The sequence below is a fragment of the Deinococcus proteolyticus MRP genome, assembly GCF_000190555.1.
Taxonomy (GTDB): Bacteria; Deinococcota; Deinococci; order Deinococcales; family Deinococcaceae; genus Deinococcus; species Deinococcus proteolyticus.
This window is the reverse complement of the sequence record NC_015161.1, coordinates 1214637-1240160: the sequence shown is the minus strand read 5'-3', so window position 1 is coordinate 1240160 and position 25524 is coordinate 1214637. Positions and strand designations below refer to the sequence as shown.

Annotated in this window: 23 protein-coding genes; 10 read left to right on the top strand and 13 right to left on the bottom strand. The window is 66.8% G+C overall.

Annotated elements, in window-relative coordinates:
• Positions 1 to 102: 102 nt before the first annotated feature.
• The 4 genes from mscL to DEIPR_RS05930 all read left to right on the top strand — a co-directional run bounded on the left by mscL (position 103) and on the right by DEIPR_RS05930 (position 6228).
• A complete protein-coding gene (mscL, locus tag DEIPR_RS05945) occupies positions 103 to 504 on the top strand; it encodes a large conductance mechanosensitive channel protein MscL (RefSeq protein WP_013614934.1) in 402 nt (133 codons plus the stop codon).
• Positions 505 to 630: 126 nt separating this feature from the next.
• Entirely contained in the window at positions 631 to 3144 is a 2514-nt protein-coding gene (locus DEIPR_RS05940; RefSeq protein ID WP_013614933.1) for a transglycosylase domain-containing protein, read from the top strand.
• A gap of 43 nt (positions 3145 to 3187) precedes the next feature.
• A complete protein-coding gene (locus DEIPR_RS05935) occupies positions 3188 to 3871 on the top strand; it encodes a Crp/Fnr family transcriptional regulator (protein ID WP_013614932.1) in 684 nt (227 codons plus the stop codon).
• Positions 3872 to 3939: 68 nt separating this feature from the next.
• Complete coding sequence (locus DEIPR_RS05930) at positions 3940 to 6228, top strand: endonuclease MutS2 (RefSeq protein ID WP_013614931.1); 2289 nt, start codon at positions 3940 to 3942, stop codon at positions 6226 to 6228.
• A gap of 40 nt (positions 6229 to 6268) precedes the next feature.
• Here DEIPR_RS05930 and DEIPR_RS05925 read toward each other — a convergent pair whose 3' ends face one another.
• From DEIPR_RS05925 to DEIPR_RS05890, 8 genes are all read right to left on the bottom strand, one after another.
• The gene (locus DEIPR_RS05925) at positions 6269 to 6676 is read right to left on the bottom strand and encodes a carboxymuconolactone decarboxylase family protein (protein ID WP_013614930.1); all 408 of its coding nucleotides are present in this window, start codon (positions 6674 to 6676) and stop codon (positions 6269 to 6271) included.
• A 117-nt stretch (positions 6677 to 6793) separates the two neighbouring features.
• Positions 6794 to 7291 carry an OmpH/Skp family outer membrane protein gene (locus DEIPR_RS05920; RefSeq protein WP_013614929.1) on the bottom strand — a complete coding sequence of 166 codons (498 nt, stop codon included), beginning with the start codon at positions 7289 to 7291 and terminating at the stop codon, positions 6794 to 6796.
• Between the two features lie 59 nt (positions 7292 to 7350).
• A complete protein-coding gene (locus DEIPR_RS05915) occupies positions 7351 to 8058 on the bottom strand; it encodes a response regulator (RefSeq protein WP_013614928.1) in 708 nt (235 codons plus the stop codon).
• On the bottom strand, positions 8055 to 9209 hold the full coding sequence (locus DEIPR_RS05910; RefSeq protein WP_013614927.1) for a DUF4097 family beta strand repeat-containing protein: 1155 nt from the start codon (positions 9207 to 9209) through the stop codon (positions 8055 to 8057). The genes DEIPR_RS05915 and DEIPR_RS05910 overlap by 4 nt, the downstream gene beginning before the upstream one ends.
• Positions 9206 to 10978: a sensor histidine kinase gene (locus DEIPR_RS05905; protein WP_013614926.1), complete on the bottom strand. Its 1773-nt coding sequence runs from the start codon at positions 10976 to 10978 to the stop codon at positions 9206 to 9208. Before DEIPR_RS05905 ends, DEIPR_RS05910 begins: the two co-directional genes overlap by 4 nt.
• A gap of 151 nt (positions 10979 to 11129) precedes the next feature.
• Entirely contained in the window at positions 11130 to 11870 is a 741-nt protein-coding gene (locus tag DEIPR_RS05900) for a BON domain-containing protein (protein WP_013614925.1), read from the bottom strand.
• 137 nt (positions 11871 to 12007) lie between these two features.
• The gene (locus DEIPR_RS05895) at positions 12008 to 12484 is read right to left on the bottom strand and encodes an NUDIX domain-containing protein (RefSeq protein WP_013614924.1); all 477 of its coding nucleotides are present in this window, start codon (positions 12482 to 12484) and stop codon (positions 12008 to 12010) included.
• The gene (locus DEIPR_RS05890; protein ID WP_013614923.1) at positions 12481 to 12972 is read right to left on the bottom strand and encodes an acyl-CoA thioesterase; all 492 of its coding nucleotides are present in this window, start codon (positions 12970 to 12972) and stop codon (positions 12481 to 12483) included. The genes DEIPR_RS05895 and DEIPR_RS05890 overlap by 4 nt, the downstream gene beginning before the upstream one ends.
• A 188-nt stretch (positions 12973 to 13160) precedes the next feature.
• Here DEIPR_RS05890 and DEIPR_RS05885 point away from each other — a divergent pair, with 188 nt between their 5' ends.
• From DEIPR_RS05885 to pfkA, 5 genes are all read left to right on the top strand, one after another.
• A complete protein-coding gene (locus DEIPR_RS05885) occupies positions 13161 to 13616 on the top strand; it encodes a hypothetical protein (RefSeq protein ID WP_013614922.1) in 456 nt (151 codons plus the stop codon).
• A 137-nt stretch (positions 13617 to 13753) separates the two neighbouring features.
• The gene (locus DEIPR_RS05880; RefSeq protein WP_013614921.1) at positions 13754 to 14320 is read left to right on the top strand and encodes a hypothetical protein; all 567 of its coding nucleotides are present in this window, start codon (positions 13754 to 13756) and stop codon (positions 14318 to 14320) included.
• Positions 14317 to 14538 carry a hypothetical protein gene (locus DEIPR_RS05875; protein ID WP_013614920.1) on the top strand — a complete coding sequence of 74 codons (222 nt, stop codon included), beginning with the start codon at positions 14317 to 14319 and terminating at the stop codon, positions 14536 to 14538. Before DEIPR_RS05880 ends, DEIPR_RS05875 begins: the two co-directional genes overlap by 4 nt.
• Complete coding sequence (gene rsmI / locus DEIPR_RS05870; RefSeq protein WP_013614919.1) at positions 14531 to 15475, top strand: 16S rRNA (cytidine(1402)-2'-O)-methyltransferase; 945 nt, start codon at positions 14531 to 14533, stop codon at positions 15473 to 15475. Before DEIPR_RS05875 ends, rsmI begins: the two co-directional genes overlap by 8 nt.
• A gap of 153 nt (positions 15476 to 15628) precedes the next feature.
• On the top strand, positions 15629 to 16648 hold the full coding sequence (gene pfkA, locus DEIPR_RS05865; RefSeq protein ID WP_049775239.1) for a 6-phosphofructokinase: 1020 nt from the start codon (positions 15629 to 15631) through the stop codon (positions 16646 to 16648).
• Between the two features lie 96 nt (positions 16649 to 16744).
• On the opposite strand, the gene DEIPR_RS05860 is transcribed toward pfkA, so the two are convergent.
• Positions 16745 to 17359 (bottom strand): YcjF family protein, encoded by a 615-nt coding sequence (locus tag DEIPR_RS05860; protein ID WP_013614917.1) that lies wholly within the window; start codon positions 17357 to 17359, stop codon positions 16745 to 16747.
• A gap of 358 nt (positions 17360 to 17717) precedes the next feature.
• On the bottom strand, positions 17718 to 18650 hold the full coding sequence (locus DEIPR_RS05855) for a carbohydrate kinase family protein (RefSeq protein ID WP_013614916.1): 933 nt from the start codon (positions 18648 to 18650) through the stop codon (positions 17718 to 17720).
• Positions 18651 to 19191: 541 nt separating this feature from the next.
• Here DEIPR_RS05855 and DEIPR_RS05850 point away from each other — a divergent pair.
• Positions 19192 to 21030: a DEAD/DEAH box helicase gene (locus tag DEIPR_RS05850; RefSeq protein ID WP_013614915.1), complete on the top strand. Its 1839-nt coding sequence runs from the start codon at positions 19192 to 19194 to the stop codon at positions 21028 to 21030.
• 359 nt (positions 21031 to 21389) lie between these two features.
• Here DEIPR_RS05850 and acnA read toward each other — a convergent pair whose 3' ends face one another.
• From acnA to DEIPR_RS05835, 3 genes are all read right to left on the bottom strand, one after another.
• Positions 21390 to 24113 carry an aconitate hydratase AcnA gene (gene acnA, locus DEIPR_RS05845; RefSeq protein ID WP_013614914.1) on the bottom strand — a complete coding sequence of 908 codons (2724 nt, stop codon included), beginning with the start codon at positions 24111 to 24113 and terminating at the stop codon, positions 21390 to 21392.
• Between the two features lie 171 nt (positions 24114 to 24284).
• Entirely contained in the window at positions 24285 to 25133 is an 849-nt protein-coding gene (gene rsmA / locus DEIPR_RS05840; RefSeq protein ID WP_013614913.1) for a 16S rRNA (adenine(1518)-N(6)/adenine(1519)-N(6))-dimethyltransferase RsmA, read from the bottom strand.
• 39 nt (positions 25134 to 25172) lie between these two features.
• Complete coding sequence (locus DEIPR_RS05835; RefSeq protein ID WP_013614912.1) at positions 25173 to 25499, bottom strand: hypothetical protein; 327 nt, start codon at positions 25497 to 25499, stop codon at positions 25173 to 25175.
• Between the last annotated feature and the right edge of the window lie 25 nt (positions 25500 to 25524).

The following is a 25524-nucleotide window of genomic DNA, read 5'->3' as shown; positions in this document are numbered from 1 at the left end:
CGCGTCTGTTGGAAGAGCTGCGACGGAGAACAGAATATGCGAATGTGACGATTCTTTCTCAGCTCACATCCAAGCCAAGGAAAATGTGACATATTCCGCTTTATGCTTTCTGGATTTCGAGATTTCATTATGCGTGGCAATGTGGTGGACCTGGCGGTCGGTGTGGTCATCGGCGCCGCCTTCAACGGGCTGGTGGAGGCCTTTACCAAGGCATTCCTGGACCCTCTGGTCCGCTTGGTGGGCGGCGGCGACGTGGCCGGCACCATCGTGCTGCGGGCAGCTCAAGGCGCACAGGAGGCCATCGTGCTGGACTACGGCTCCTTTATCACCTCGCTGATCAACTTCCTGCTGACGGCCGCTGTGCTGTACTTCTTCGTGGTGCAGCCCATGAACCACCTGAATGAGCGCCTCAAGCGCACCGACAAGCCCGCCGTGGCCGAGCCCAGCAACGAGGAAAAGCTGCTGGCCGAAATTCGCGACGAGCTGCGCCGCACCCGCGCCTGAACGGCGACAGATTTTCCCGAAAGGTCACCCGCCCGGGTGGCTTTTTTGTGGTCTTGGGCGGTCCCGGTGGTCCAGCTCCGGGCCTTTCCCCCCAGCTCTCACCGGGAAGGGCTAAGCTGGTGAGGCATGCGCTCTGCCCTGCTCCGCCCCCTTCTAGGTTTTCTGGCCGCCGCCCTGCTCTTGGCTCTGGCGGGGGTGGGCGTGCTGTACGTCGTCTGGACCCGCGACCTGCCCAGCATAGGGGACGTGGACCTGCTGGCCCTGGGCGGTGAAACCCGTGTCTACGACCGCAAGAACCGCCTGATTGGTGTGCTGACGCCCAGCCTCAGCAGTGGAGCGCTGGCCAGCGGCGAGCTGCTGGAGCTCGGTGAAATCAGCCAGCCGCTGCGTAAGGCGGTGGTCAGCAGCGAGGATAGGCGCTTCAACTCCCACCGGGGCCTGGACATGGTGGGGATCGGCCGTGGTCTGCTCAAGGGTCTGTTTCTGGGCGACCTGGAAGGCGGCAGTTCCATCACCCAGCAGTTGGTCAAAAACACCCTGCTGGGCGACATGAACTCTGAGCGCACACTGGAGCGCAAGTTCAAGGAAGCCGTGCTGGCCTACCGGGTAGAAAAAAACTTTTCCAAGAACCAGATTCTGGCGGCTTACCTGAACGTGGTGTACTGGGGCAAGACCCAGCGGCGCTCCATCGTGGGGATTGATCAGGCAGCGCACGCCTATTTCGGCAAGTCGGCCGCCGAGCTGAACCTGGCCGAAAGCGCCTACCTGGCCGTGCTGATTCCCGCGCCGAACTCGCGCTACCAGAAGTTCGAGGAGTTCCGGCCGCTGACCCGCATTCTGCTGGACCGGATGGTGGAAGACGGCACCGTGACCCAGGCGCAGGCGGACCAGGCCTGGCGCACGCCCATCTACCCGGCGGGCTGGCGCATCGGCTGGAATGCCGACGGCACCGTGCGCAGTGCGCGGCTGGAGAACCCGGCCCGCCTGGAAGAGAACCTGCCCGCTCAGGCCCCGCAGGTCGCCTTTCACTACCTGCAAGCGGTGGAGCGTGAACTGGTCGCGCAGCTGGGCCGTAAGGAGGCCTACGCCAGCGCCAAAATCGTGACCGGGCTGGACCTGGACGCCCAGCGGGCCGCCGAACAGGCCGCCCGCGAGGCCGAGCTGCCGGAAGGGGCCACCCTGGGCATGGCTTTCGTGGACCCGCAGACTGGGGAAGTCACGGCGATGGTGGGCCAGCAGCTGGACGCCGGCCGCCCTGCCGACTGGGACAACGCCACGCAGTCGCGCCGGCAGGTGGGCAGTTCTGTCAAGCCGTTTGTGTACACCCTGGCACTGTCGCAGGGCTGGCAGCAGAGCGACACGGTGCTGGACGCCCCGCTGCAGGGCGAGTACCAGCCCAAAAACTACGACGGCCGCTGGCTGGGCTACCCGGTCACGCTGCGCTACGCCCTGGACCACTCGCTGAACCTGCCTACCGTGCGGCTGGCGCAGGAGGTGGGCGTGGGCGAACTGGAAGGCAAGCTGACCGAGCTGGGCTTTCAGGTGCAGCCGGACCTGGGCCTCAGCCTCAGCATCGGGACGCTGGAAGCCAGCCCCTTGCAGCTGGCATCGGCCTACGCGGCTTTCGCCAATGGTGGGCTGTACCGCCCGGCCAGCTTCGTGCGGCAGGTCGTGGACGAGCACGGCAAGGTAATTTATCAGCGCCCGGAAGTGCCGGCAGTGCGGGTGTGGGACGAGCGCACCGCCTACCTGGGGCTGGACATGCTGAAAGGTGTGGTGAACGACCTCTCGGAAGCCCAAGGCGGCCTGGCGACCCGCGCCCGAATTGAAGGCTGGCCGGTCGGTGGCAAGACCGGCACCACCAACGACATCCGCGACCTGTGGTTTGCCGGGGTGGCGCCGGGGGTGGCCGGCGCCGTGTGGGTGGGCCGCGAGGACAATCAGCCGCTGCCGGCCTGGGCCTACAGCGGCACCGTGCCCACGCCCATCTGGCAGCGTGCGGCGCGGGGCCAGCTGGCCGGCCGCAAGCCCGGGGACTTCCCGGTGCCGCAGGGCATCACCTTCGCCACTGTGCGGCGGGTGGAGATGGCTTTTCTCAGCGAGAAGCTCCAGACGCCTGGTGCGCCGGCCGGCCGGTCGTCTGCACCGTCTCCTACGGCCCCGGCGGCGACTGTTCCTGCACCGCCGCCCCGCTCTTCTCAGCCGTCCCGCCCGCCCGCGCCCACGTCCGCCCCTGCTGACCCGCCGGAGGTGCCGGTGGCTGCGCCCCAGACGCCCATGACACAGCCACCTGTGGCGCAGCCAAGTGAGCCGCAGCCAACCGTGCCCCAGGACTCCGCTGCGCCTACGCCTGAGGCGTCCCCCGACCCTTCCCAGATACCGCCCCTGCCCCAGGAGCCAGCACAGCAGTTGCCCCAGGAGCAGTTGCCTCAGGAGCAGGTACCGCTGCCGGACCTCAGGGGCGTGCAGGATGAGGCCGCCCGCGCCTGGGAGGAGACTCAGCGTGCCGCCGAGCAGGGCCTGCGTGACACCCTGGAGAGGGGCAGTGACCAGGCCGCCGACGAGCTGCAACGTGCGCTGGACCAGGCCCGCGAGCAGTTGCAGCAGCTTCCCCAGACTGCGCCGCAGAGCAGTCCCTGAGCCGTCCTCGAAAAAGTTGAGTCTGTAACGTTAGATTGAGTCCATGAATCCACAGGACCAGTTGCGTGAGAATCCTCTTTTCGGCGGTGTGACGGAAGAAACCATCCGGGAAGCGGGCCGCGTGGCCGTGCCGTATCACTTTGAAGAAGGTGAAGTGCTGCTGTCTCAGGACCGGGGCGGCGAACTGCTGCATCTGCTCACCTCCGGCGCGGTGAGGGTCAGCCGGCTGGGCACCGGACAGCTGGAGCGCACGGTTAGCGAGCTGTACGCTCCCAATCTGGTGGGTGAAAGTGCCCTGCTGCTGGGCGGTGAACGGAGCGCCACCGTGACCGCGACCCTGCCCAGCAGCACGCTGGCCCTGCACCGGCCGCACCTGGAAATGATTGCCCGGCGCGACCCCAGGCTCCTGTGGAACCTGGCCCATATCCTCGCGGCGAGAGTGCGCGACCTGAACGATGAACTGATTGCCTGCGGCCATTCCACCGACGCCGCGCTGGCCCATGTGATGCGCAACCTCTACCGCCAGCGCGTGCAGGCAGGTGTGCCCGAGGCGGCGGCGCTGCCGCTCACCCATAGCGACCTGATGGTGCGGCTTTCGGCCAGCCGCGAGACGGTGTCGCGGGTGCTCAAGCGGTTCCAGAAGCAGGGCATTATCCGGGTGAGTGAAGGCCGGCTGCACCTGCTGCGCCCCGAGGTGCTTGAAGGCTACGACCCCGAAGGGGAATAGGGCGACAGGGCGCGAATAGGCTATTTGGCACAGCCGCCTGAGCAGAGGCGCTGCTAAGATACCGGGCGATGTTTGCTGACGCTGCCCTGGAAGCCCTGGATTTCCCCCGTGTCCGTTCGGCGCTCGCGCAGCGTGCTGCGACGGGGCTGGGTGTGGAGCGCTGCCTGGCCCTGCGCCCCAGCGACGACCCGGAGCGTATCGCCCGCGAACTGGATGAGGTCGAAGACGCCCTGTTCGGGGTCAGCCTGTCGCTGGGCGGCATCTTCGATATCCGGGAAGTGCAGGCCCGCGCTGCCGAGGGCCGGGTGCTGTCCGGCAGCGAACTGCTCCAGGTGGCCTACTCGTTGGACGGCGCGATGACCGTGCGCCGCGCCATCCATGCCAACTCACGCGGCGCCCTGCGCGAGGTCGCACTGGGCCTGGGCGACCACTCCGAGCTGGTCAGCCGCTACCTGTCCGCGCTGACCCGCGAGGGCGAACTGCGCGACGACGCCAGCCCCCGCCTGCGTGACCTGCGCCACCGCATCGAGCCGTTGCGGGGCCGCATCCGTGACCGCTTGCAGGCCAGCTTGGAACGCTGGGCCGACGTGCTGCAGGAAAACATCGTCACGCTGCGCCGCGACCGTTACGTGCTACCGGTGCAGGCCAGCCGGGTGGGGCAGGTGGACGGCATCATCGTGGACGCCTCGGCCACTGGGCAGACCTACTTTGTGGAGCCGGCGGCCGTCACGCAGCTCAACAACGAACTCACCCGCCTGCGCCTGGACGAGGAAGCCGAGGTGCGGCGCATCCTGACCGAGCTGTCGGGGCTGCTGGCCCGTGACGCCGCTGTGCCCATGACGCTGGACACCATCGCTCAGCTGGACCTGATTGCCGCCAAGGCCGCGCTGGCCCGCGACTGGCGCCTGAACCGCGCCCAGCCGTCGCCGGCCGGCGTGTACGACCTGCGGGCCGCCCGGCACCCGCTGATTGAGGGGGCCGTCGCCAACGACCTCGCCCTGGGCGAGACCCGGCTGCTGCTGATTACCGGCCCCAACATGGGCGGCAAGACCGTGACCCTCAAGACCTTGGGCCTGGCCGTGCTGATGAACCAGTGCGGCATGTACGTGGCCGCCGACCACGCCGAGCTGCCGGTGGTGCGGGACGTGCTGGTGGACATCGGGGATGAGCAGAGCATCGAGGCCAGCCTGAGTACCTTCGCCAGCCACCTCAAGCACCTGCGGGACGTGCTGGACGAAGCCGGCCCCGGCACCCTGATTTTGGTAGACGAGCTGGGCAGCGGCACCGACCCGGAAGAGGGCGCCGCACTCTCGCAGGCCATCATCGAAGGGCTGCTGGAGCGTGACGCACGCGGCATCATCACCTCGCACCTTGCTCCACTCAAGCTGTTCGCCCTGGAAACGCCGGGCCTGAAAAACGCCAGCATGGGCTTTGAGGTGTCCACATTGTCGCCGACCTACCGCTTGCAGGTCGGGCAGCCGGGCCGCTCCTACGCGCTGGCGATTGCCGGACGCATGGGCTTGCCGGCGGGGGTGCTCCGCCGCGCCGAGGAGGTGCTGGGGCCGGAAGCCAACCTGATGGAGCGGATGCTGGCCGGTATCGAGCAGGAGCGCCGTGAACTGGCCGCTCAGCTGGAAGCCGCAGACGCCGCCCGCCGCGAAACGGAAGCCGCCCTGGCCAAAGCCCGCCGCGACCGCGACGAACTGGAGCAGCGCCGTGACGAACTGCTGGCCGAGGCCGTCCAGAAAGCCGACGCCCTGTACGCAGACGCCGCCGAGAATGTGCGCCGGATGCGCCGCCGCGCTCAGGACGCCGAAGCCCGCCCCCGCGTTATGCAGGAACTGCAGGGCCTGCGCCACGCCGCCCAAAAGGCCCGCCCCAAGCCCCGCGTGCAGGAAGAGGTGCGCGGCGACCCCATCCAGGTGGGCAGCGACGTGACCGTGCCCGCCTACGGCGCCTCGGGGCAGGTGCTGGAAATGCGCGGTGACCAGTTGGTGGTGCAGCTGGGCCTGATGAAGGTGTCGGTGCGCCGCCGCGACGTGCGCCTCAAGCAGCCCGAAAAGCAAAGGGGCGGCGGTCCCCGCTTTACCGGCACGGTCCGTAAGCGGGCGTTCGACCGGGAAATCCAGCTGCGGGGCCTGGGGGTGGCCGAGGCCGAAGAAGAACTGCGCCAGGCGATTACCGAGGCGCACGCCCTCAAGGAGACCCCGCTGCGGGTGGTGCACGGCAAGGGACAAGGGGTGTTGCGCCGCCTGCTGCGTGATTACCTCAAGACCGACAAGCGGGTGGAAAGCTACCATGACGCTGAAGCCAACCAGGGCGGGCACGGCGTGACTATCGTGAACGTCAAGGTGTAACCGTAACGTAGACCTGGCCCACCCGAACAGTGGCCTGCTTTCAGCCGTGGTCCTGCGGCGTCCCGGTCTGTCCGGCCCGCCCAGCCTGCTTCGCTTGCAGGTCTGCCAGCTGCCCGAACGCGGCCACCACCCGTGGAAATCCCAGGTAGGGCACGCAGAACAGCAATGTTTCGCGCACCTCCTGCTCGGTGGCTCCGGCCCGCAGCGCGCCGCGCAGGTGGGTCTTCAGTTCGTCGGGGCTGCCCAGGCTGGCGAGCAGGGCACAGGCCAGCAGTTCCTTGGTCTTCAGGTCCAGGCCGGGGCGCTCGTACACCGTGTCATAGGCGAAGTCGCGGATATAGGCCATCAGGTCGGGGTCCAGGGCTTCCAGCCGCTGCAGGATGCGGTCCTCCTGGGTTCCGAAAATGGCGGCGCGGGCGGAGGCAGAAGCAGAGGATTCTTCGCTCATACCTCACTAAAGCATGGGCCACAGGAGCAGCGCGCTGCTTGCCGTCTGCTGGCCGACAGGAGCCAAAAAAAACCCCCGCGCCGGGCGGGGGTGACCAGAGTACGAGTACGCCGAAGCTTACTTGACTTCCTTGATGACCGCGTCGGTCAGGTCGTTGTTGTTCTCGGCAAAGACCACCAGGCCCTGTGCGGCCACCTTGCGGTCCATCACGATGCTGTAGCCGTTGGCCTTGGCGACCTTGGAGATGGCGGCGTCCACCGAGGTTTCGATGGGGGCCGACTGCTGGGCAATCTGCTTGCCGTAGGCCTGGAACTTGGAGTTGAAGGTGGTTTCCAGCTGGGTCAGCTGCTGGCGCTCGGCCGCAGTGGCTTTGTCGCCCTTCTCGGCAATGGTAATCATCTGCTGGCGCAGGCCGCCCAGTTCGGTGTTGGCCTTTTGCTCAATGGCCTTGACCTGGGTGTTTACGGCATTGGCCTGAGGGTGAGCAGCGAACACGCGGTCCACATCAACAAAGCCGACCTTCTGTGCCGGAGTCTGGGCGCTGGGAGCAACGGTAGCAACAGCGACAGCGGCAACAGCGGAAAGGGGAAGCAGGACCTTGGCGGCTTTATTCATGGCTGCAAAGTAGCATGTTCGTTTCTGAGGCGAATGAATCCTGCCTGACGGACTGCCTCCTAATTGCACGGCCCTGACTCCCCGGCTTCCTCCAGGCTGGCCAGGCCGGTCTTGAGCGCGTACAGCGCGGCCTGGGTGCGGCTTTCCAGCTCCAGCTTGCCCAGCAGCCGGCTCACATGGCTCTTGACTGTGGTTTCACTGATGTCCAGCTGCGCGGCAATGCCCTTGTTGTTCAGCCCACGGGCAATCAACTGCAGTACCTCGACCTCCTTGCAGGTCAGGTGTTCGCGCATGTCGGGGGCGCGGAAGTCGCGCACCAGCCGCCGCGCCGCTTGCGGGTGCAGCCGCACCTCGCCGCGTGCCGCCGCGTGGATGGCCTCGTTCAGCAGGTCGCTGCTGGCGTCCTTGAGCAGGTAGGAGGTGGCCCCGGCCGCCACGGCGCCGTTCACCTTGCTTTCTTCCAGCGTGGAGGTCAGGGCGATGACTTCGGTCCCGGGGCAGCAGCGGCGAATTTCGGCAGTGGCCGCGATACCGTCCATTACCGGCATCAGCAGGTCCATCAGGATCACGTCGGGCTGCAGGCGGATGGCCGCCTCTACCGCCTCGGCACCGTTGCTGGCCTCGCCCACGATATCCAGGCTGGGGTCCAGGCCCAGGAACAGGCGCAGACCCTGGCGCACCACGGCGTGGTCGTCAACCAGCAGCACGCGGACGGGAACCGCAGATGCGGCCTCGGGGATGGTCGGATGTACGGGTTCAGAGGTCATGGCTGCGTGTCTCCTTCTGCCGCAGCAGCGTCGCTGGCGCTGGCGGGACGTAGGTTCAGGGTGAGGTCGGCCCCGGCCGGCAGTTCCAGCTCGATATCCAGCAGGGGAACATTGCCGCTGGCCTGCCGGGCGGCGGGGCTGAGGTAGGCCCCGTCTGTGAAGGTCAGGCTGGAGGGCAGCTGGGCGGCATGGGCGCGGGCCTGCGCCGGGCCAAGTTCTGGAAAGCTCAGACGGAAGGCTGTGTTCTCCGGCAGATTCAGGCTGGTGCTGCCCCGCTCGGTGTTCAGGTGCAGCTGTCCCGACGCTCCGGCCGGCAGGGTAACGTCCAGGTCCCCCCGCTCGCTGCTGAGGACCGCGTTCACCCGGCGCGGAAGTTGCACCTGGATGTCGCCCGCCTGGCTGCCGACGCTCAGCTGGGTCACCTGCGCCCCGCTCAGGTTGGCCTGCAGCTCCCCGGAAGTGCTTTCCATCTTCAGGCTATCCAGCGCGGTGCCGCCGGCCGCCGTCAGGTTCATGGTGCCCGAACGGCTGCTGAGGTCCACGCCCTGCAGGGAGCGGGCTGGTAGCATTACCCTCTGGTCGCCGCTGCGGCTGACGGCTGTCAGTGACCGGAGCCTGAGCCGGCGCAGGTCCAGCGCCTGGTCGCCGCCGCCGCTATGGGTGCTCAGGTCCAGTGGCAGGGCGGCGCTCAGGCCCGCGGTCAGCTGGTGCTCGACCGGCTGGCCACCGGGTTGCAGGTTCAGCGTATTCGGGGCCGGTGCAGGGTCCACCAGCAACTGGGCGCGTAACGTCAGGGTGCTGCCCTGTTGTTTGCCCTCCATCTGCAAGGGGTTGAACTGGCGGTGGTGGGCCTGCAGCCGGGCGGCCTGAGTGGCAGAATTTGCCGAGGAAGCGGGCAACTCCATGACGCTGAGCCCCCCCCGGTCGGTCGTCAGCTCGGCCCTCAGGGCATGGGCACTGCCCAGTGGCACGGCCTGCACGGTATCGGTGGCAGTCAAGCCGGGTTGCAGGTCGCGGCTGACGGTAAACCAGGCCGCCGCGCCGCCGCCGCTCAGTAGGGCCAGGCCCAGCAGGAGCCGTGCCAGCAGTGCCCCCAGCGAGCGGGAGTGGGAAGATTCGGGGGCAAAGGGAAGGTGGGAAGGAACAGTCATTGGCCGGCCTCCTGGTGAACTTGAATTGGGAATACGGGGGAGAGCGTGCCGGGCAGCTCTGTCTTCTCCGTTGATGTCGGCTGTTCTGTCGCTGGCTCCGGTGCCAGTGGCAGCCAGAGCTCCACCGCCGTGCCCTGGCCGGGAGCGCTGCGGACTTCGAGGTGTCCGCCGGCCCCCGCGGCCCGCTCACGCATGGAGCGCTGGCCCAGGGTGCCCCCGCTGGCCGCCTGCTGGTCAAAGCCGTGTCCGTCATCCTGCACGCGCAGGTGAAGCCTTTCCCCCACCTGCGCCAGTTCCACCTGGACTTGCTGCGCGTGGGCGTGCTTGACCACGTTGTGCAGGGCTTCCAGCGCAATCCGGTAGGCGGCGGTCTGGGCGGCGGGGGTAAGTGGGGGCTCCTCGCCCCAGCGGGTGTGCACGTTCAGTCCGTGACGGGTGCGTAGGGTATGAACCTGTTGCTCCAGCGCGGCCAGCAGGCCGCCCTCGGCCAGGGCGTCGGGGCGCAGGCTGAACAGCAGCGCCTTCATCTCGCTTACTGCGCCTTCGGCCAGCCCGATGGTGTAGTCCAGACTGGCCCGTGTCTGCTCTGGCCGTGTGTCCAGCGTGGCCCGCGCCGCCTTTGCGCCCAGGCTGATGCCGTAGAGGGCCTGCGCCACTGAGTCGTGCAGTTCGCGGGCCAGCCGGGCACGCTCCTCCTCCTCGGCGCGGCCAGCGGCCCGCTCGGCCAGCCGGGCGGCGTGCAGGGCCGTGCCGGCGTGGTCGGCCATGCCGCTGAGCACCGTCAGGGCGCCGGGGTCGGGGGGCTGCTGGGCTGGGAACGTGGCGTGCAGCGCTCCCCAGGGAAGTCCCGCCACCCGCACCGGCAACGAAGCCAGCACCTCGCCCTGTTCACTTGCTTTGCCCAGGCCCTGCACCTGCGGAGCCGTGACCAGCAACCCCGGCGCGGCCACGGCCTGACCGGCAGCCGCTCTGGGACCCTGAGGCCCGTCCAGCCGCACGCCGCAGGCGCCGCTGCCAGTCCAGGCCTGCTCGGTGACCTGCTGCAAGGTCACGTCCAAGTCCTCACCCAGCGCGACCCGGCCGGCAGCCTGCCCCAGCGCCTGCACGGCCCGCTGTGCCTGGACCAGTGGGTCTTCCGGGCGCAGCAGCGCTCCGGCCAGAGCGGTCCAGATGTGGCCCAGCAGGTTAATCAGGGCCGCACTCATCATCAGCCCGCCCAGGCCAGCCACACCCAAGGCCAGCTGCACCGGCAGCGAAGGCTCCACCCCCTGCTGACCCAGAGTCAGTGTCAGCCCCAGCAGCGGCCAGACGGCTCCTGTCAGGGCAGCCAGTGTCAGTGCCAGAGCGACAGCCATGACGGCCCAGGACAGCGCAGCCAGCGGCAGGGCCACCAGCTGAAACGCGGCTCCACGCCACAGCGCTGGCTGCCGCAGCTGAAAGCGGAGCCAGTCGAGCGGCCCGCCCACCGGGGCCTGAACTGGCTGCCCAAGGCGCAGCCCCAGCAGGCCGGCCAGCCAGCGCTGTGCCGCGTTCAGCCCCAGCAGGGTCAGCATGGTCAGCGGCAGAATGACGAACCCCACCAGCAGCGGCAGGGTCAGCGCCCCGCTCAGAAGTCCGGCACCCAGCAGGCCGGCCACCAGTACGCTGAACGGCAACGCCAGCAGCAGGTACAGGCCGGTGCGCCAGGTCTGCGGATGCAGTAGGTCTGCCAGGGGCGACAGCGAAGGCCGGCGGGCAAGCGCGGCGCCGGGAGGGGGGGACAGGGTCATGTGTCCACTGTAGTCAGGGGCGCGGCCCCGGGCATCCAACTTTGGATGGACCCTACTTTGGATGAACTCTGCGGCTGGTGGTCGGCCGGCAGCCGCAGGGGCAACAAAAAAGCCTCCCCGCAGGCAGGGAGGCCGCGCCCTGAAGGCAGAATCAGGCGGGAATACGGATTTTCTGGCCTACCTCGATATGGTCGGGGTTGGCGATACCGTTGTACTGGGCAATCTTGTGGTAGGCGTTCAGGTCACCGTAGTAGCGCTGAGCGATTTTGCTGAGGGTATCGCCGGCCTTGACGGTGTAGACGGTTTCGCCCTGCTCGTCCTTTTCCTTCGCCAGTTCCTTGGCGCCCTCGTGGACCTTCAGGCCGCTCACGTCCACGCCGGCCACACCGCTGACACCGCGGGCCAGCTGCTCGGCCAGGCGCAGCTCGTGGTCGCTGTCCACCACGCCGCGCAGAATCACGGACTTGCCGCTTTGTAGCACGTCGATGGGGTCATCCTTCAGCTCGGCGTTGCCGCGAATGGCGCTCAGCACTTCCTTGGCCACGCGGCTGGTGTCCTCAAGCTCCTGGTCGCTGCCGCCGGTGCTGGCCGTCTGTACGGTAGGGCCGCCACTGCTCTGGGCCGTCTGGGCCGTGCCGGTGGCCGCTGCGGCGGGCTGGCTGGGCTTGGCCGGAGCCTGCACGCTGACGCCCGAGACATCCACCGACTTCACGCCGTTCACGCCCTCGGCCACGATGCGGGCCAGGTTCACATGAGCCTGCGAGGGAGCGATGCCGCTCAGGGTGACGGTGCCGCCCTTTTCCTGCACGTTCAGGCCCAGGCCGCTCAGCTGCTTGTTTTCTTTGATCGCGTCACTGACGCGGTCTGCCGTCTTCTTTCCAAAAGGCCACATGGGCCTCAGTATGCGAAGGGCACCCGCCCGGAACCAGTGGTGGGTTACATTCTAAGGGCTCCTGCAAGTGCGCCTCCAGCTGCCGGAAAGGAAGTCCTGCGCACTGCCCTGCGTTTCCTGACCGTCCGCAACGTGTATCAGATGGGGTAATACGAGCGCGGCTCGCCACGTACGAAATCGCGGGTGGGAAGCCAGATGAGCGGCGAGCGCTCCTCGCACTCGGGCGGTGGGCCGTAGCGCATCAAGCTTTCCACCTGGTCCAGCGGCACCCAGCTCACGCCTACCACGTCCGGATCGGTAGGCATCAGCTCGCCGCTGAACTGTGCCGTGAAACGCCCGAAGCTGGCGAAGCAGGCGTGCGGCGTGCCGGTCAGGATTTCGCCCTCCAGCAAGCTGACGAAGTTCAGTTCCGAGATGGTCAGGCCCGTTTCGTACTTCACCTGCCGCACGGCGGCCCCGCCCAGGCTCTCGCCGCTGCCCGCCTTGCCGCCGGGCAGACCGTAAAAAATGCTGCCGTCGTCCATCTTTTCCTGCACCAGCAGCAGCTGGCCGTTCTGGACCAGATAGACATGGCTGGCCCGCTTGATCGGCAGGGTGCGCGGGAGCGGAGTCATATGTTCGCCTCCGGCTGTCCCGGTTCCGTCCTGTCCGTCCCGTGCGGCACCTGCTCCCGTAGCCTGTTCAGCAGAGTTTCTGGCAGGCGCTGAGGCCGGTAGCTGTGGTCGGTCACGATGTGCGCCGTGTGGCCGCTCGCCAGCAGTTCGCTGCCTGGGCCGCGCAGCTCGTAGCCGAAGCGCAGGGTACGCGAGCGGACCTCCGCTATGTGGGTCAGCAGGGTAAGTTCCTCGTCATAACGGGCGGCGCGGCGGTAGCGCACGTTCAGGTCGGTCAGCATCAGGAAGTAGCCCTGCTCTTCCACCTCAGCGTAGCTGAGGCCCAGGTCACGCATCAGGTCGCTGCGTCCCACCTCGAACCAGACCGGATAGACCGCGTGGTGGGCGACTCCCATCGCGTCGGTCTCGGCGTAGCGGACGCGCAGGCTGGTGCGGTGCGGCCCGCTGGCAGGCAGGGAGGCAGAGGGCGGCGGGGCGCAAGCGGACATGCCCCCTATCATGCCGCGCCCTTCGCCCGCCGTACAAGCGGCCCGGCGGTGTGGACTGGAGGCAGGGGAAGGGAAGTAGGGGATAGGGGATAAGGTCAGGAAGGATAGTCAGGAAGGATAGTCAGGAAGGATATCGGTCGAGAAGGGGATAACAGTGCCTGCCGGCGCCCGGCTGCTAGCCTGCGGCCATGAGCGACGCTTCTTCTCCGGACTCACCTAACTCTGCCTCCCTGGCCTCTGCAGCTTCCCCATCACCGGCCAGCAGCCGCACCGAGAAGGGCCAGCGCGGCTTCGAACTGGACCTGCACGTCACGTTCCGCACGCCGCTGCCGCGTGAAGAGGCCCTGGCGGCCCTGCGTGCGCTGGACGGCCTGACCGTGGACCTGTATGCCCGGCTGGACACTCCGGGAGAGGTGCCCTCGGCGCGGCTGACCGGACCCTTGCCGGAGCTGCAGGCACTGCACGCGGCGCTGCGTGGCTGGCTGGCCGGCCCGGTGCGGGTGGCCGAGGTGGGCCGGCGCGGCTACATGCGTTCGGCGGAGGGCTACACCGAGTGGATGCCCTGGCGGCGCAATGTGGTCCTGCCGCGCGAGCGGGTGGATGAAGTGGGCCTGCGTGAAGGCGAAAAATACATTCTGGAATAGGCCCGGGCTGGCTGGCCGGCTGCGGTAAACTGGGCAGCAATGAAGTCTTTCGTCTCTTTGTGGCCGCAGGGACCGGTCCTGGTGCGCCTACCGGCCACCGCGCCGGTTCCGCCCAGTTGCGCCCAGCCGGTGAGGCAGTGAACTACGCCGCCTTGCTGGCTGTGATGGTGCTGCTGGCCTTTGGCTTTCCGGTGGCCCTCCGCCTGGGTGAGTACCTCGGCCTGGCGGCGGGCACCACGGCAGTGGCGCTGTGGTCGGTTCTGGTGTTCGCCATGGCGCTGACCTTCGTGCGCTGGCGGGTCAGCCGGGAACGCCTCAGCGCCGAGCAACTGGAACAGGGCCGCTGCCAGATTCTGGAGCATCCCGCCGACCCGGCCGCCTACTACGTGAACGGCCAGCACCTGGCCCTGCTGCTGCTGGCGCGGGGGCGCCGGCGGGAGGCGGCCGAGCTGATCGACCGCTTCGCCCGGCTGGGGGGAGCGCGGGACGCCGAAATTCTTACCCTGCAAGAAGCCCTCTCGTCGGCCAACCGCTGGCGCTTCAAGCGGGAAGCGCCAGCCCGGCCCCCGGTGCGTGAGCTGCAGGCCGCGCAAAAAGAGCAAAAGGAGCAAGAAGTGCAGAGGGAAGCGCAGGGCCGCCAGCCGCTGCAGCCGGACGCCGCGCCGGCTCCGGAGACCCACCACGCGGCAGGAGGAAAAGCATGAGGGCATACCGGGGCATAGTGAAAGACGGCCGGGTGGAACTGGTGGGCGGCGAGCTGCCCGAAGGCACCCAGGTCACCGTGACTGTGGGCGAGCCCGAGCTGCTGCTGGCGACGCTTCTGCACTGGCTGCGCCGGGGCAAGCGTATCCGTATTTCTCTGGGACCGGTGGCCGGCATGGGCTTGCTGCGCCTGCGCCGCCGGGGGCAGCGACATGGCTGAGGACCGCGTAGACTGGCCGGCCGCGGTCAGTGGGGCCGGAGACGGCGCCGAATGGGAGACAGCCGAGCAGGGCACCGAAGAAGGAGACGGCGGATGGGAGGAGGACGCACCGGCCGGCGCAGCCTCCGGCATGGCGCCGCACCTGTGGCTGGTGCCCACGCCGGTCGGCAACCTGGGCGACATCACCTACCGGGCGGTAGAAGTGCTGCGCAGCGCCGACGCCGTGGCCTGCGAGGACACCCGCCGGACCGGAGCGCTACTGCAGCGCCTGGGCCTGCGCCGGCCGCTGGTGCGGCTGGACGCCCACACCATGTACCGTGCGCCGCAGGTGCTGGAACAGTATCCCCGTCTGGCATATGTCAGCGACGCCGGCACCCCCGGCATTTCCGACCCCGGCGCCGAGCTGCTGCGTGAGGCGCTAGGCCGGGGCATCCCCGCCGAGGTGCTGCCGGGTGCCACTGCTTTCGTCCCAGCGCTGGTGCTGTCGGGCCTGCCCACGGCACGCTTCAGCTTTGAAGGCTTCCTGCCGCGCTCGGGCCGTGAGCGCCGCAAGCGCCTGCAAACCATTGCGGCGCGGCCCGAGCCGACCGTGCTGTACGAGAGCCCCCACCGGCTGCATGCCACGCTGCTGGACCTGGCAGACGTCTGCACCCCGGAGCGCGAAGCCAGCGTCAGCCGTGAGCTGAGCAAGCGCTATGAGGAAACCCGGCGCGGTTCCCTGGCCGAGCTGGCGGAGTATTTCGCCCAGGGGGTGCGCGGTGAAATTGTGGTGGTGGTGGGCGGGCGCTCCGGGGCCGAGGACACCGCTCCCGACTGGGAAGCGGTCGCTGCCGAGCTGGCCGCGCAGGGACTGAGCACCCGCGACCTGCGCTCGGCACTGGTGGAGCGCGGCGTGAGCAAGAACGATGCCTACGCGCTGGCGCTGAAGCACCGCTAAGAGGCAGAGAACTGGCCGCGCCAGGAAAGGGAAAGTTCCTGCCTCCCAGCGCTCTTCCGTGAGCTGCACCCTGGGATTGGCTGACACGCTTCCCTTAAGCTGTCAGGCATGACGAAGGCAGAACAGACGGGCGGCGCCCAGATTGAGCACCAGATGGAGCCGGCGTGCCCGGCAGAACAGGGCTTCCCAGTCGAGAATCTCGCTGGCCTGCGCCGCATCGGCGTGCTGACCAGCGGGGGAGACGCCCCCGGTATGAACGCGGCCGTCCGCGCCGTGGTCCGTACCGCCTCGTTCTACGGCCTGGAAGTGGTGGGCATTCGCCGCGGCTTCAATGGCCTGCACGACGGCGATATGGATCTGCTGGGCCCACGCGACGTGGCGAACATCATTCAGCGCGGCGGGACCCGGCTGCTCACTGCCCGCAGCGAGGCCTGGCGCACTCCCGAGGGCCGCGCCCAAGGCGCCGAGCACCTGCGCCGCTGGGAGGTGGACGGCCTGGTGGTCATCGGTGGGGACGGTTCTTTCCGTGGGGCCCATCTGCTGGCCCAGGAGCATGGCCTGCGGGTGATAGGTGTGCCGGGCACCATCGACAATGACCTGTACGGCACCGATTACACCATCGGGTACCACACGGCAGTGGAGACGGCCCTGGACGCGGTGGACAAGCTGCGTGACACGGGCGCCAGCCACGAGCGCATCTTCGTGATAGAGGTGATGGGCCGCCACGCGGGGCATATTGCAGTCGAAGTAGCTCTGGCGGGTGGTGCCGAAGAAGTGCTGGTGCCCGAGCGGCCCAAGGCCCTGGCCGAGGTAGCCGAGACTGTGCGCCAGAGCCAGGAGCGCGGCAAGTCCAGCTCCATCGTGATCGTGGCGGAAGGGTTTCCGGGCGGTGCTGAGGGCGTGGCCCGTGCCATTACCGAAAGCACTGGCGAGGAAACCCGTGTCACCATTCTGGGCCATATCCAGCGCGGCGGCGCCCCGGCGGCCCACGACCGCGTGCTGGCCTCGGTGCTGGGACAGGCCGCTGTAGAAGCGTTGTTGGCTGGCCGGAGCGGTGAGATGGTCGGTGAGGTGGCGCAGCGGCTGAACTATGTTCCTTTCGAAGAAACCTGGACCAAGCGCAAGGACGTGGCCTCCAACAAGTACCGCAGTGCCCGGCTCCTGAGCTGCTGAACGGCAAGAACCCCCTAAGAACCCCTCAGAAACCCAATCAGGAGCAAAGCCGGACCCCTACCACTGCGTCAGGAGTCCGGCTCTGCTCTACAAGGTTTAGCGGCCAGAGGTGTTGTGGCTGTCCCCCGTACTGCCGTCCTCGGTACCTTTGCCGCTCTGTTCGCGCTCTTTGGCGCGGCGGCGCAGCTCCTCGGCCAGCTCGCTGAAATCCTGGCTGCTGGGCAGCATGCGCCGGCTCTGCTGTTTGGCTTCCTGCACCACCTGCACCTTCTCTTCTTTTTGGAACGGTAGACCCTGAATCTTGCGCTCGAAGTAGGTCTGCGCCATGCGGCCCAGCGCGAAGGTCCAGCCGTAGACCAGCGGCGCCGTCACCACACCGCCCACCACCGGCAGGGCAATCTTGGCTACGCCACGCATGAACTGCCGCGCCGCCATACCGTAGGCCACCGTCACACCCAGCTCACGCACAATCTCGGCCGAGCGCTCCGGAGTGATGTCGAAGCCGTAAATTTTGCCGATGTGCAGCACCATCTTGGCCTGCAGAGGCGTCAGAATCAGCATGTCGGCAAAGGGCAGGGGCTCGATGGACACAGCGCCCGAAAGCAGCGCGGCACTCTTGATGACTTCCTCGGCGTTTTGTTCCCGGCTGAGATTCGGGTCTACGTCGAAGTTGAAGTTGTCCATAATCTGACTGACAATTGGCGGCAACATAGCCTAAATTTTAACCCGCCTGCACAGGGCCTGGCTGCGGGGGCAGGTTGAACTTTCCTTGGTGTCCGGCAAAGGCGCCCTGTGAGGGTGCAGAGTGGGCTGCAGAAATGCAAAGAGGCAGGCAACCAAGGAGACGGAAAACAGAGACAAAAAAACAAGGCCGCGCTCAGGGGGGGGAAGGTGCGCGGCCTTGGAGGTAAGAATGAGGGTGGCTTCACCGCTCGTGTCACAGTCTAGGGTAAAACTATTACACTCCTATGACATGGCTTACGTTCCCACATTCTTTCCAGGGGCAGCAGGCCACCACCCCTGATACGTCCAGAATAAATGGACAGCGGTCAAGTCTGCCGCTTGCAGCTCAGCCCGCGTAAGGGGCGAGATCCTCGGGAGTAATCAGCCGGACCTGGGCGCCCAAGCGGGTAGCGGCGAGGCCACCGGCGGCGTTGGCCATTCGGGCAGCAGCCTTGAGCGGCTGACCGCTCATCACGGCGTGGGCGAACACGGCGGTAAAGGTATCGCCGGCGCCGGTGCTGTCGAGTGCTTCCTCGTCCTGTGGCAGCACGGCGTCGACCAGCTCGGTTTCGGCAGGTGTCCAGACGATGCAGCCCATCGCGCCCACCTTGACGGCCACATGATGCAGCCCTTCATCGGCCAGGGTGGCCAGCGCCGCGCTGATGGAGGAGGTCCCGGTCAGCGCCAGAATCTCGTGCTGGTTCAGGCTGAGGTAATCGGCCTGAATCACGTCGTCAATCAGGCCCTGGCCAGCCTTGTTCACCGCGCCGGTGCCCAAGTCAATAAACAGCGGCACTGGCTTTTTCGCCTTTTTGGCATACTCAATGGCCTTGAGGGCGTACTCGCGCTGCTCGCCTTCGACCAGGCTGTAGGCACTGATAATCAGGGCGTCAGCGCTTTCGATGTCTTTTTTCTTTAGCTTGCCGGCATTCAGCTGCCGGTTCGCCCCGCCCGAGCTGATCATGGTGCGCTGACCGTCGGCCGTCTGCATCACGGTAATGGTGCTTGTGGCCTCGTCGCTGGCTATTTGGACCGCGCTTTCCAGCACGCCGCTGGCCCGCACCTGGCTGAGGGCATACTCGGCGAAAGGATCGTTGCCCACGCTGGTCGCCAGGGTGACGCTGTGCCCCAGGCGGGCCAGAGTCACAGCAATGGTGCCGCCTGAGCCGCCTGGCTGCATGACCGCCCGCAGCGGATGGACTTCCCTGCCCGGCTGAGGCAGTTGGTCCAGATGATAGATATGGTCAACGTTCACGTCGCCAATAACAAAAAATTTCACGCAAAACCTCCAGGTCCGGCCTTCCTCCCGCCAACGTGACCCACGGAACACGGTGCAGGAGCCTGTATATACAGGAGCTCTGACCCTGTCGGGCAGGTCGTAGCTGAAGGGCGCCGGGAAAACGCACAGTCAATCTAGCACGGCCTTTTCGCCGGACCTGCCCGGCAAGCGGTCGATCGTCCGGCCTTCAGGACAGTGTTCTGCGCCGTAGCTCAGGGGAGCGCGTACACTGCCGCAGTCCGGCAGTATGGATGGTGAGCTGGGGCAGACGCCCAACCACATCAGGCAGCACGTACCGGATCAGACTGCACGTGCCGGTCGGTGCCCACTAGCCAGCGCCCTGACAAAGTGTTACACTGGCCCTCTTGACCTGGAGAGTTGACGGCCTCACGGCCCCTCCAGAGGAAGATGTCCCCCCCACGGGAAAAGACCTGCAAAGACGGCCAAAGGAGTAAGGCGGCCCCACGGCGGGTTACGGCAGGCAAACGACATCGGGTTATTTGCTGTCCTCGGGGTGCATGTTCCCACGAAAGGACCAAAAATGAATTTTAACGAATTGATCGCGCCCGCTCTGGCGGCGCGTCTGGCTGAGCGCGGTATCACTGAGGCTTCTCCGATCCAGGCCGAGAGCCTGCCGCACACCCTGCAGGGCCGTGACCTGATCGGCCGTGCCCGCACCGGCACCGGCAAGACCCTGGCCTTCGCGCTACCTATTATTCAGGGCCTGGAGCCCAGCCGTGAACGCAGCCGTCTGCCCCGCGCCATCGTGGTGGCGCCGACCCGCGAACTGGCCCGCCAGGTGGCCGCCGAGTTCGAGCAGACCGGCCGTGAACTGACCGTGCTGACCGTGTACGGCGGCGCCGCCTACGGCCCACAGGAAACCGCACTGCGCCGTGGCGTGGACGTGGTGGTGGGTACCCCTGGCCGCCTGATTGACCACCTGGAACGCGGCAACCTGGACCTGCAGGAAGTCAAGTACGCCGTGCTGGACGAGGCTGACGAGATGCTGAGTGTGGGCTTTGCCGACGCCATCGAAACCATCCTCAAGACCACGCCGGAAGGCCGTCAGACCCTGCTGTTCAGCGCCACACTGACCCCCGAAATCCGCCGCCTGTCCAACAAGTACCTGAATGACCCCCTGGTGGTGGACATGGTGGGCGAAGGCAAGAGCCAGGCCGCCCAGACTGTGGAACACCTCAAGGTGCGCGTAGGCCGCAGCCGCACCCGCGTGCTGGCTGACCTGCTGACCGTGTACAACCCGGAAAAGGCGATTGTCTTTACCCGCACCAAACGCGAAACCGACGAGCTGGCGCTGGAGCTGATTCACCGTGGCTTTGAAGCCGAAGCGCTGCACGGCGACCTGGCGCAAAATCAGCGTGAGCGTGCCCTGGGGTCGTTCCGTTCGGGCCGCACCTCCATCCTGGTGGCAACCGACGTGGCCGCCCGTGGTCTGGACATTCCCGAGGTGGACCTGGTGGTGCAGTACCACCTGCCGCAGGACCCCGAAAGCTACGTTCACCGCTCGGGCCGCACGGGCCGCGCTGGGCGCGCCGGTACCGCCATCATCATGTACGGTGACCGTGAGCAGCGCGATATCAACGGCCTGGAGCGTGTGACGGGTGTGCGCTTTACTGAGCGTCCCCTGCCCACCCCCCGCGAGGTGCAGGAAGCCAGCGCCCACGCCAGTTCTGAAATGCTGCGCCGTGTGGACGCTGAGGCGGCTGCCGGTTTCATGGAGCAGGCCGAAGCGCTGCTGGAAGAAATGGGCGCCGAAGCCCTGGCCCGTGCCCTGGCCAAAATCAGTGGCGTGACCGAGCCTCAGGCTCCGGCCAGCCTGCTGAGCGGCGAAGAAGGCCAGACGACCCTGATTCTGCATGGTGAGCGCCTGAGCATTGCCCGCGCCGTGGCGCTGCTGGCCCGTCACAGCGACGTGGACAGCCGCAAGCTGGGCAAGGTGCGCCAGTGGCGCGGCGGTGCCGTGGCCGACGTGCCCACCCAGTATGTGGCGGCCCTGATGAAGGCCAGCCCGCTGGACGGCGAAATCGGCGTGGAGGTCGCACAGGAACTGCCCGAACTGTTCGAGCAGCCCACCCGCGAACGCCGCGACGGTGGCCGCTCCTTCGGTGACCGTGGAGGTCGCCGTTTCGAGAACGAAGGCGACTTCCGCAGTGGCCGTAGCGGCGGCAGCCGCGGCCGTTCTGCTGGTGGCCGCAGTGGTCGTGGTGGAGGGCGGTTTGAGAGCCGCGACAGCGGCAGCCGTGGCGGTAGCCGCAGCGGAGGCCGCAGTAACAGTGACCGCTTCGGCAACGACCGTGGTGGCTCGCGCAGCACCGGCCGCAGCGGTGGCCGCGACTTCAGTGACCGCGAGTTCAAGGGCTGAGCTAAGTACAGCTAGGAATTGAGGGCCGCTCTCTGTGATGGGGAGCGGCCTTCTTTTGTACGCTCACGACCGAGCCAGCTTTCCGCAGGGTGAGTGTCGAAGAGTATTTGCTCTCCGAGCAGGACAATTCCACCCGGCACGGTGACATAGACGGCTCCTGTACGCACCAGCTGGGGCCAGCCATGCTCACAATGTCATTGCCGGCAACCTGCATGTGGCCCTGCACGCTGCTGCCCGTGCTCAAGGCTGCCAATGGCACCAATCTTTAGAACCCTATACCACTTCAACTCACCCAATGAGAAGCCCCCGCCCAGTTTCCCAGGCGGGGGTTTCTCGCTAGCTCACTCTAAAGCCCAGGCTTACGCCTTCACTTCATCCTTGCTGCGGGCGAGGATGGAGCGCAGCACGGTTTGCAGGATGCCGCCGTTCTTGTAGTAGTCGATCTCCACCGGAGTGTCGATGCGGCACTGTACGGTCAGGCTGCGGGTGTTGCCGTCCTTGCCCGTGACTTCCAGGGTCACGTTCTGGCGCGGCTTCAGGTCGGCGGGCAGCTTGATGTTGAAGGTCTCGTCGCCCTCAATGCCCAGGTTCTCGGCGTTCTCGCCGTTGATGAACTGCAGCGGCAGCACGCCCATGCCCACCAGGTTGGAGCGGTGGATGCGCTCGTAGCTCTCGGCAATCACGGCCTTGACGCCCAGCAGGAACGTGCCCTTGGCAGCCCAGTCGCGGCTGGAGCCCATGCCGTAGTCCTTGCCGGCAAACACCATCAGCGGGGTGCCGGCGGCCTTGTAGTTCTGGGCAGCGTCGTAGATGCTGGTGACCTGGCCGGTGGTGAAGTCGGTGGTAAAGCCGCCTTCGGTGCCGGGGGCCAGCTGGTTCTTCAGGCGGATGTTGGCAAAGGTGCCACGGGTCATCACGCGGTCGTTGCCACGGCGGCTGCCGTAGGAGTTGAAGTCCTTGGGTTCCACGCCCATGTTCGTCAGGAACTGGCCGGCGGGGGTGTCGGCCTTGAACGAGCCGGCGGGGGAGATGTGGTCGGTGGTCACCGAATCGCCCACCTTGACCAGGGCCCGCGCACCGGTGATATCGCTGATTTCGCGCACGCCACCGGCGATGTCCTCAAAGAAGGGCGGGTTCTGGATGTAGGTGCTGTCTTCCTTCCAGTCGAACAGGTCGCCTTCGGACACGGGGATGGCGTTCCACTGCTCGTTGCTGGTTTCGATACCGTCGTAGATCTTCTTGAACATCTCGGCGCTGATGGCCGTGTCGTAAATCTCCTGAATCTCGGCGTTGCTGGGCCACACGTCTTTCAGGTACACGTCGTTGCCGTCCGCATCCTGGCCGATGGGGTCGTTCACGATGTCGTTGACCACGGTGCCGGCCAGGGCGTAGGCCACCACCAGGGGCGGCGAGGCCAGGTAGTTGGCGCGGATGTGCGGGTTGATACGGCCTTCGAAGTTGCGGTTGCCCGACAGCACCGAGGCGGCCACCAGGTCGCCTTCCACGATGGCGTCCACCACCGGCTCAGGCAGCGGGCCGGAGTTACCGATGCAGGTCATGCAGCCGTAGCCCACGGTATTGAACCCAATCTGGTCCAGGTACTCCTGCAGGCCAGCCTGCTCCAGGTACTCGGTCACGACACGGGAGCCGGGAGCCAGCGAGGTCTTGACCCAGGGCTTGACCTTCAGGCCCTTTTCCACAGCTTTCTTGGCCACCAGGCCGGCGGCGATCAGCACGCTGGGGTTGCTGGTATTGGTGCAGGAGGTGATGCTTGCCAGAGTCACCGCGCCGTGCCCGATTTGCAGGTCGGTGCCGGTAATGGTGCCCTTATTGTTCAGCTGGTCTTCGCTCAGCTCGAAGCCGCGCTTGCTGACAGGAGCGGTCAGCGCCTCGGCAAACTCGGTGTGCATGTCGCTCAGGTTCACGCGGTCCTGCGGGCGCTTGGGACCGGCCAGGCTGGGAACGATGGTGCCCAGGTCCAGCTCGATGGTGTCGGTGAACACGGGGTCGGGGGTGTCGTCGGTGCGGAACAGGCCCTGAGCCTTGCAGTACTGCTCCACCAGTTCCACTTCGTCTTCCAGGCGGCCGGTGCGGCGCAGGTAGCGCAGCGCTTCGTCGTCCACGGGGAAGAAGCCCATGGTGGCGCCGTACTCGGGGGCCATGTTGGCGATGGTGGCGCGGTCGGGCAGCGTCATGTTGCTGAGACCCGCGCCGTAGAATTCCACGAATTTGCCCACCACGCCTTTTTCGCGCAGCATCTGGGTCACGCGCAGCGCCAGGTCGGTGGCGGTGGCGCCTTCGGGCATCTCGCCGGTAATCTTGAAGCCCACCACTTCGGGCATCAGCATGTAGATGGGCTGGCCCAGCATCACCGCTTCGGCTTCGATACCGCCCACGCCCCAGCCCACGATGCCCAGGCCGTTGATCATGGTGGTGTGCGAGTCGGTGCCCACCAGCGAGTCAGGGTACACGACCACGCCGTCGTCTTCGGGGCGGCTCTGTACGCCGCGGGCCAGGTATTCCAGGTTCACCTGGTGCACGATGCCGCTGGCAGGAGGCACCACGCCGAAGTTGTCGAAGGCCTGCTGGCCCCAGCGCAGGAACTCGTAACGCTCACGGTTGCGCTCGAACTCGATATCCATGTTGCTTTGCAGCGCCCATTCGGTGCCGAACACGTCTACCTGCACGGAGTGGTCGATCACCAGGTCCACCGGAATCAGCGGGTTGATTTTGTCGGGGTCGCCGCCCACCGACTTCATGGCTTCGCGCATGGAGGCCAGGTCCACCACCGCAGGCACACCCGTGAAGTCCTGCAGAATCACGCGGGCGGGCTTGAAGGGAATTTCCACCTCTTCGTTGGTGGGGCTCCAGCCGGCGACCGTCTTCACGTCGTCCTGGGTCACGTCGTAATCGTTGGCTTCGCGCAGCACGCTTTCCAGCAGCACCTTGATGCTGAAGGGCAGCTGGTCCACGTTGTGCCCCAGTTCCTTCAGCTTGTCCAGTCGGTAGTAGTACAGCTTCTGCCCAGCGTGCTCGCCCAGCACGTCACGGGCACCAAACAGGTTCTTCGCTTGTTCTGCCATGAGTCTTCTCCTTTTCCCCTTGTTGAATGGTGTGGGGTATGGAGTTCATCATAGCCGGCCACGGCGTGGGGGAGCCGTAACCTGGGAGGTCACGGACCGAGAAATTGCGTTACCCCTTCAGGGACAACTCAGCAGATAGCCCACGGCTCTCAAGCAGGCGGGTGTGCCGGCTTAGTCCACTCCCAGCGCGTCTGCCAGCTGCCGCATCTGCGCCAGCGGCACATCCTCGGCGCGGACATCCGGGCGTAGGCCAGCGGCCTCAAGGGCAGCCTCAATGCGGTCTACCGGGTGCCCGGCCATCTTGAGGTTGTTGCGTAGGGTCTTGCGGCGGTGGTGCAGCGCAGCGTCAATCAGGCGAATGTAGGCTTCGCTGGGCTGAGGGCGCTCACGGTCGAAGTCCAGCCGCACCACCGAGCTGGTCACGGCCGGCGCAGGGATAAAGGAGCCTTTGGGCACGTCGCGGACCGGGCGGACGGTGCCGTACAGGTGGGCCAGCGCGGTCAGAAAGCCGTAGTTGTCGTCGCCCGGCTGCGAGGCGAGGCGCTGGGCGACTTCCTTTTGCACCAGCACGGTGGCCGACACGATGCTGGGGGCACGCATAAAGCGCGAGAGCAGCGGCCCGGTGATGTAGTAGGGCAGGTTGGCAATCACGCGGGTGCCGGCGGGCAGCGAAGCGTAGTCGAACTCCAGCGCGTCCCCCCAGACGATGTTCACGTCCAATCCCGCCAGCGTCTCTTCCAGCACGGGCCGCAGCCCCTGGTCTTTTTCCAGGGTGGTCACTTGAGCGCCGCGCTCGGCCAGTTCGCGCGTCAGCACGCCCAGGCCAGGCCCGACTTCCAGCACTCTGACTCCTTCGGCGGCCCCGCCCGCGTCGGCAATGGCGCGCAGGATATTGCCGTCAATCAGGAAGTTCTGCCCCAGCGACTTGGTGGGGCGAATGCCGTGCCGCGCCATCAGGTCCTTGACGCGGGCGGGCGAGTACAGCGGTGCAGCGGCGGGGCCTACGTGGGGGTCGGTCATCCGGCCCACTGTAGAGCATCTTGGCTGCAGGGCCGGGGTCTACTCGCCCCGCAGCACCCCTTTGCGCCCACCTTGCAGCGCCAGCTCGGCGGTAGGTGGGGTTCCCGGCTTGACCTGACAGCTTTCCACGCTGCTCGGCAGGGGCCGGCCCAGCAGCTCGGCGCAGGGCACGCCCGCTGCCGGCAGGGTTCGGCCGGCGGCCGCCTGAAGCGCGGCGCGGGCATAGTCGCGCCCCTCGCGGCCCTGATTCAGCAGAAACCAGGTCCAGCCGCCCACCAGTGCGGCAAACAGCAGCGCCACCAGCCCCAGATACTTCCAGGGATTGAAGCGGACATTGGCGGGGGCCGGCGGTTCGGAGGCAGACATGCGGCCCAGTCTGCCATATGGCTTC

Bases quoted from the DNA above. Each gene is read 5' to 3' on its own strand.
- mscL (WP_013614934.1), top strand. From the start codon at position 103: ATGCTTTCTGGATTTCGAGATTTCATTATGCGTGGCAATGTGGTGGAC.
- DEIPR_RS05940 (WP_013614933.1), top strand. From the start codon at position 631: ATGCGCTCTGCCCTGCTCCGCCCCCTTCTAGGTTTTCTGGCCGCCGCC.
- DEIPR_RS05935 (WP_013614932.1), top strand. From the start codon at position 3,188: ATGAATCCACAGGACCAGTTGCGTGAGAATCCTCTTTTCGGCGGTGTG.
- DEIPR_RS05930 (WP_013614931.1), top strand. From the start codon at position 3,940: ATGTTTGCTGACGCTGCCCTGGAAGCCCTGGATTTCCCCCGTGTCCGT.
- DEIPR_RS05925 (WP_013614930.1), bottom strand. From the start codon at position 6,676: ATGAGCGAAGAATCCTCTGCTTCTGCCTCCGCCCGCGCCGCCATTTTC.
- DEIPR_RS05920 (WP_013614929.1), bottom strand. From the start codon at position 7,291: ATGAATAAAGCCGCCAAGGTCCTGCTTCCCCTTTCCGCTGTTGCCGCT.
- DEIPR_RS05915 (WP_013614928.1), bottom strand. From the start codon at position 8,058: ATGACCTCTGAACCCGTACATCCGACCATCCCCGAGGCCGCATCTGCG.
- DEIPR_RS05910 (WP_013614927.1), bottom strand. From the start codon at position 9,209: ATGACTGTTCCTTCCCACCTTCCCTTTGCCCCCGAATCTTCCCACTCC.
- DEIPR_RS05905 (WP_013614926.1), bottom strand. From the start codon at position 10,978: ATGACCCTGTCCCCCCCTCCCGGCGCCGCGCTTGCCCGCCGGCCTTCG.
- DEIPR_RS05900 (WP_013614925.1), bottom strand. From the start codon at position 11,870: ATGTGGCCTTTTGGAAAGAAGACGGCAGACCGCGTCAGTGACGCGATC.
- DEIPR_RS05895 (WP_013614924.1), bottom strand. From the start codon at position 12,484: ATGACTCCGCTCCCGCGCACCCTGCCGATCAAGCGGGCCAGCCATGTC.
- DEIPR_RS05890 (WP_013614923.1), bottom strand. From the start codon at position 12,972: ATGTCCGCTTGCGCCCCGCCGCCCTCTGCCTCCCTGCCTGCCAGCGGG.
- DEIPR_RS05885 (WP_013614922.1), top strand. From the start codon at position 13,161: ATGAGCGACGCTTCTTCTCCGGACTCACCTAACTCTGCCTCCCTGGCC.
- DEIPR_RS05875 (WP_013614920.1), top strand. From the start codon at position 14,317: ATGAGGGCATACCGGGGCATAGTGAAAGACGGCCGGGTGGAACTGGTG.
- rsmI (WP_013614919.1), top strand. From the start codon at position 14,531: ATGGCTGAGGACCGCGTAGACTGGCCGGCCGCGGTCAGTGGGGCCGGA.
- pfkA (WP_049775239.1), top strand. From the start codon at position 15,629: ATGGAGCCGGCGTGCCCGGCAGAACAGGGCTTCCCAGTCGAGAATCTC.
- DEIPR_RS05860 (WP_013614917.1), bottom strand. From the start codon at position 17,359: ATGTTGCCGCCAATTGTCAGTCAGATTATGGACAACTTCAACTTCGAC.
- DEIPR_RS05850 (WP_013614915.1), top strand. From the start codon at position 19,192: ATGAATTTTAACGAATTGATCGCGCCCGCTCTGGCGGCGCGTCTGGCT.
- acnA (WP_013614914.1), bottom strand. From the start codon at position 24,113: ATGGCAGAACAAGCGAAGAACCTGTTTGGTGCCCGTGACGTGCTGGGC.
- rsmA (WP_013614913.1), bottom strand. From the start codon at position 25,133: ATGACCGACCCCCACGTAGGCCCCGCCGCTGCACCGCTGTACTCGCCC.
- DEIPR_RS05835 (WP_013614912.1), bottom strand. From the start codon at position 25,499: ATGTCTGCCTCCGAACCGCCGGCCCCCGCCAATGTCCGCTTCAATCCC.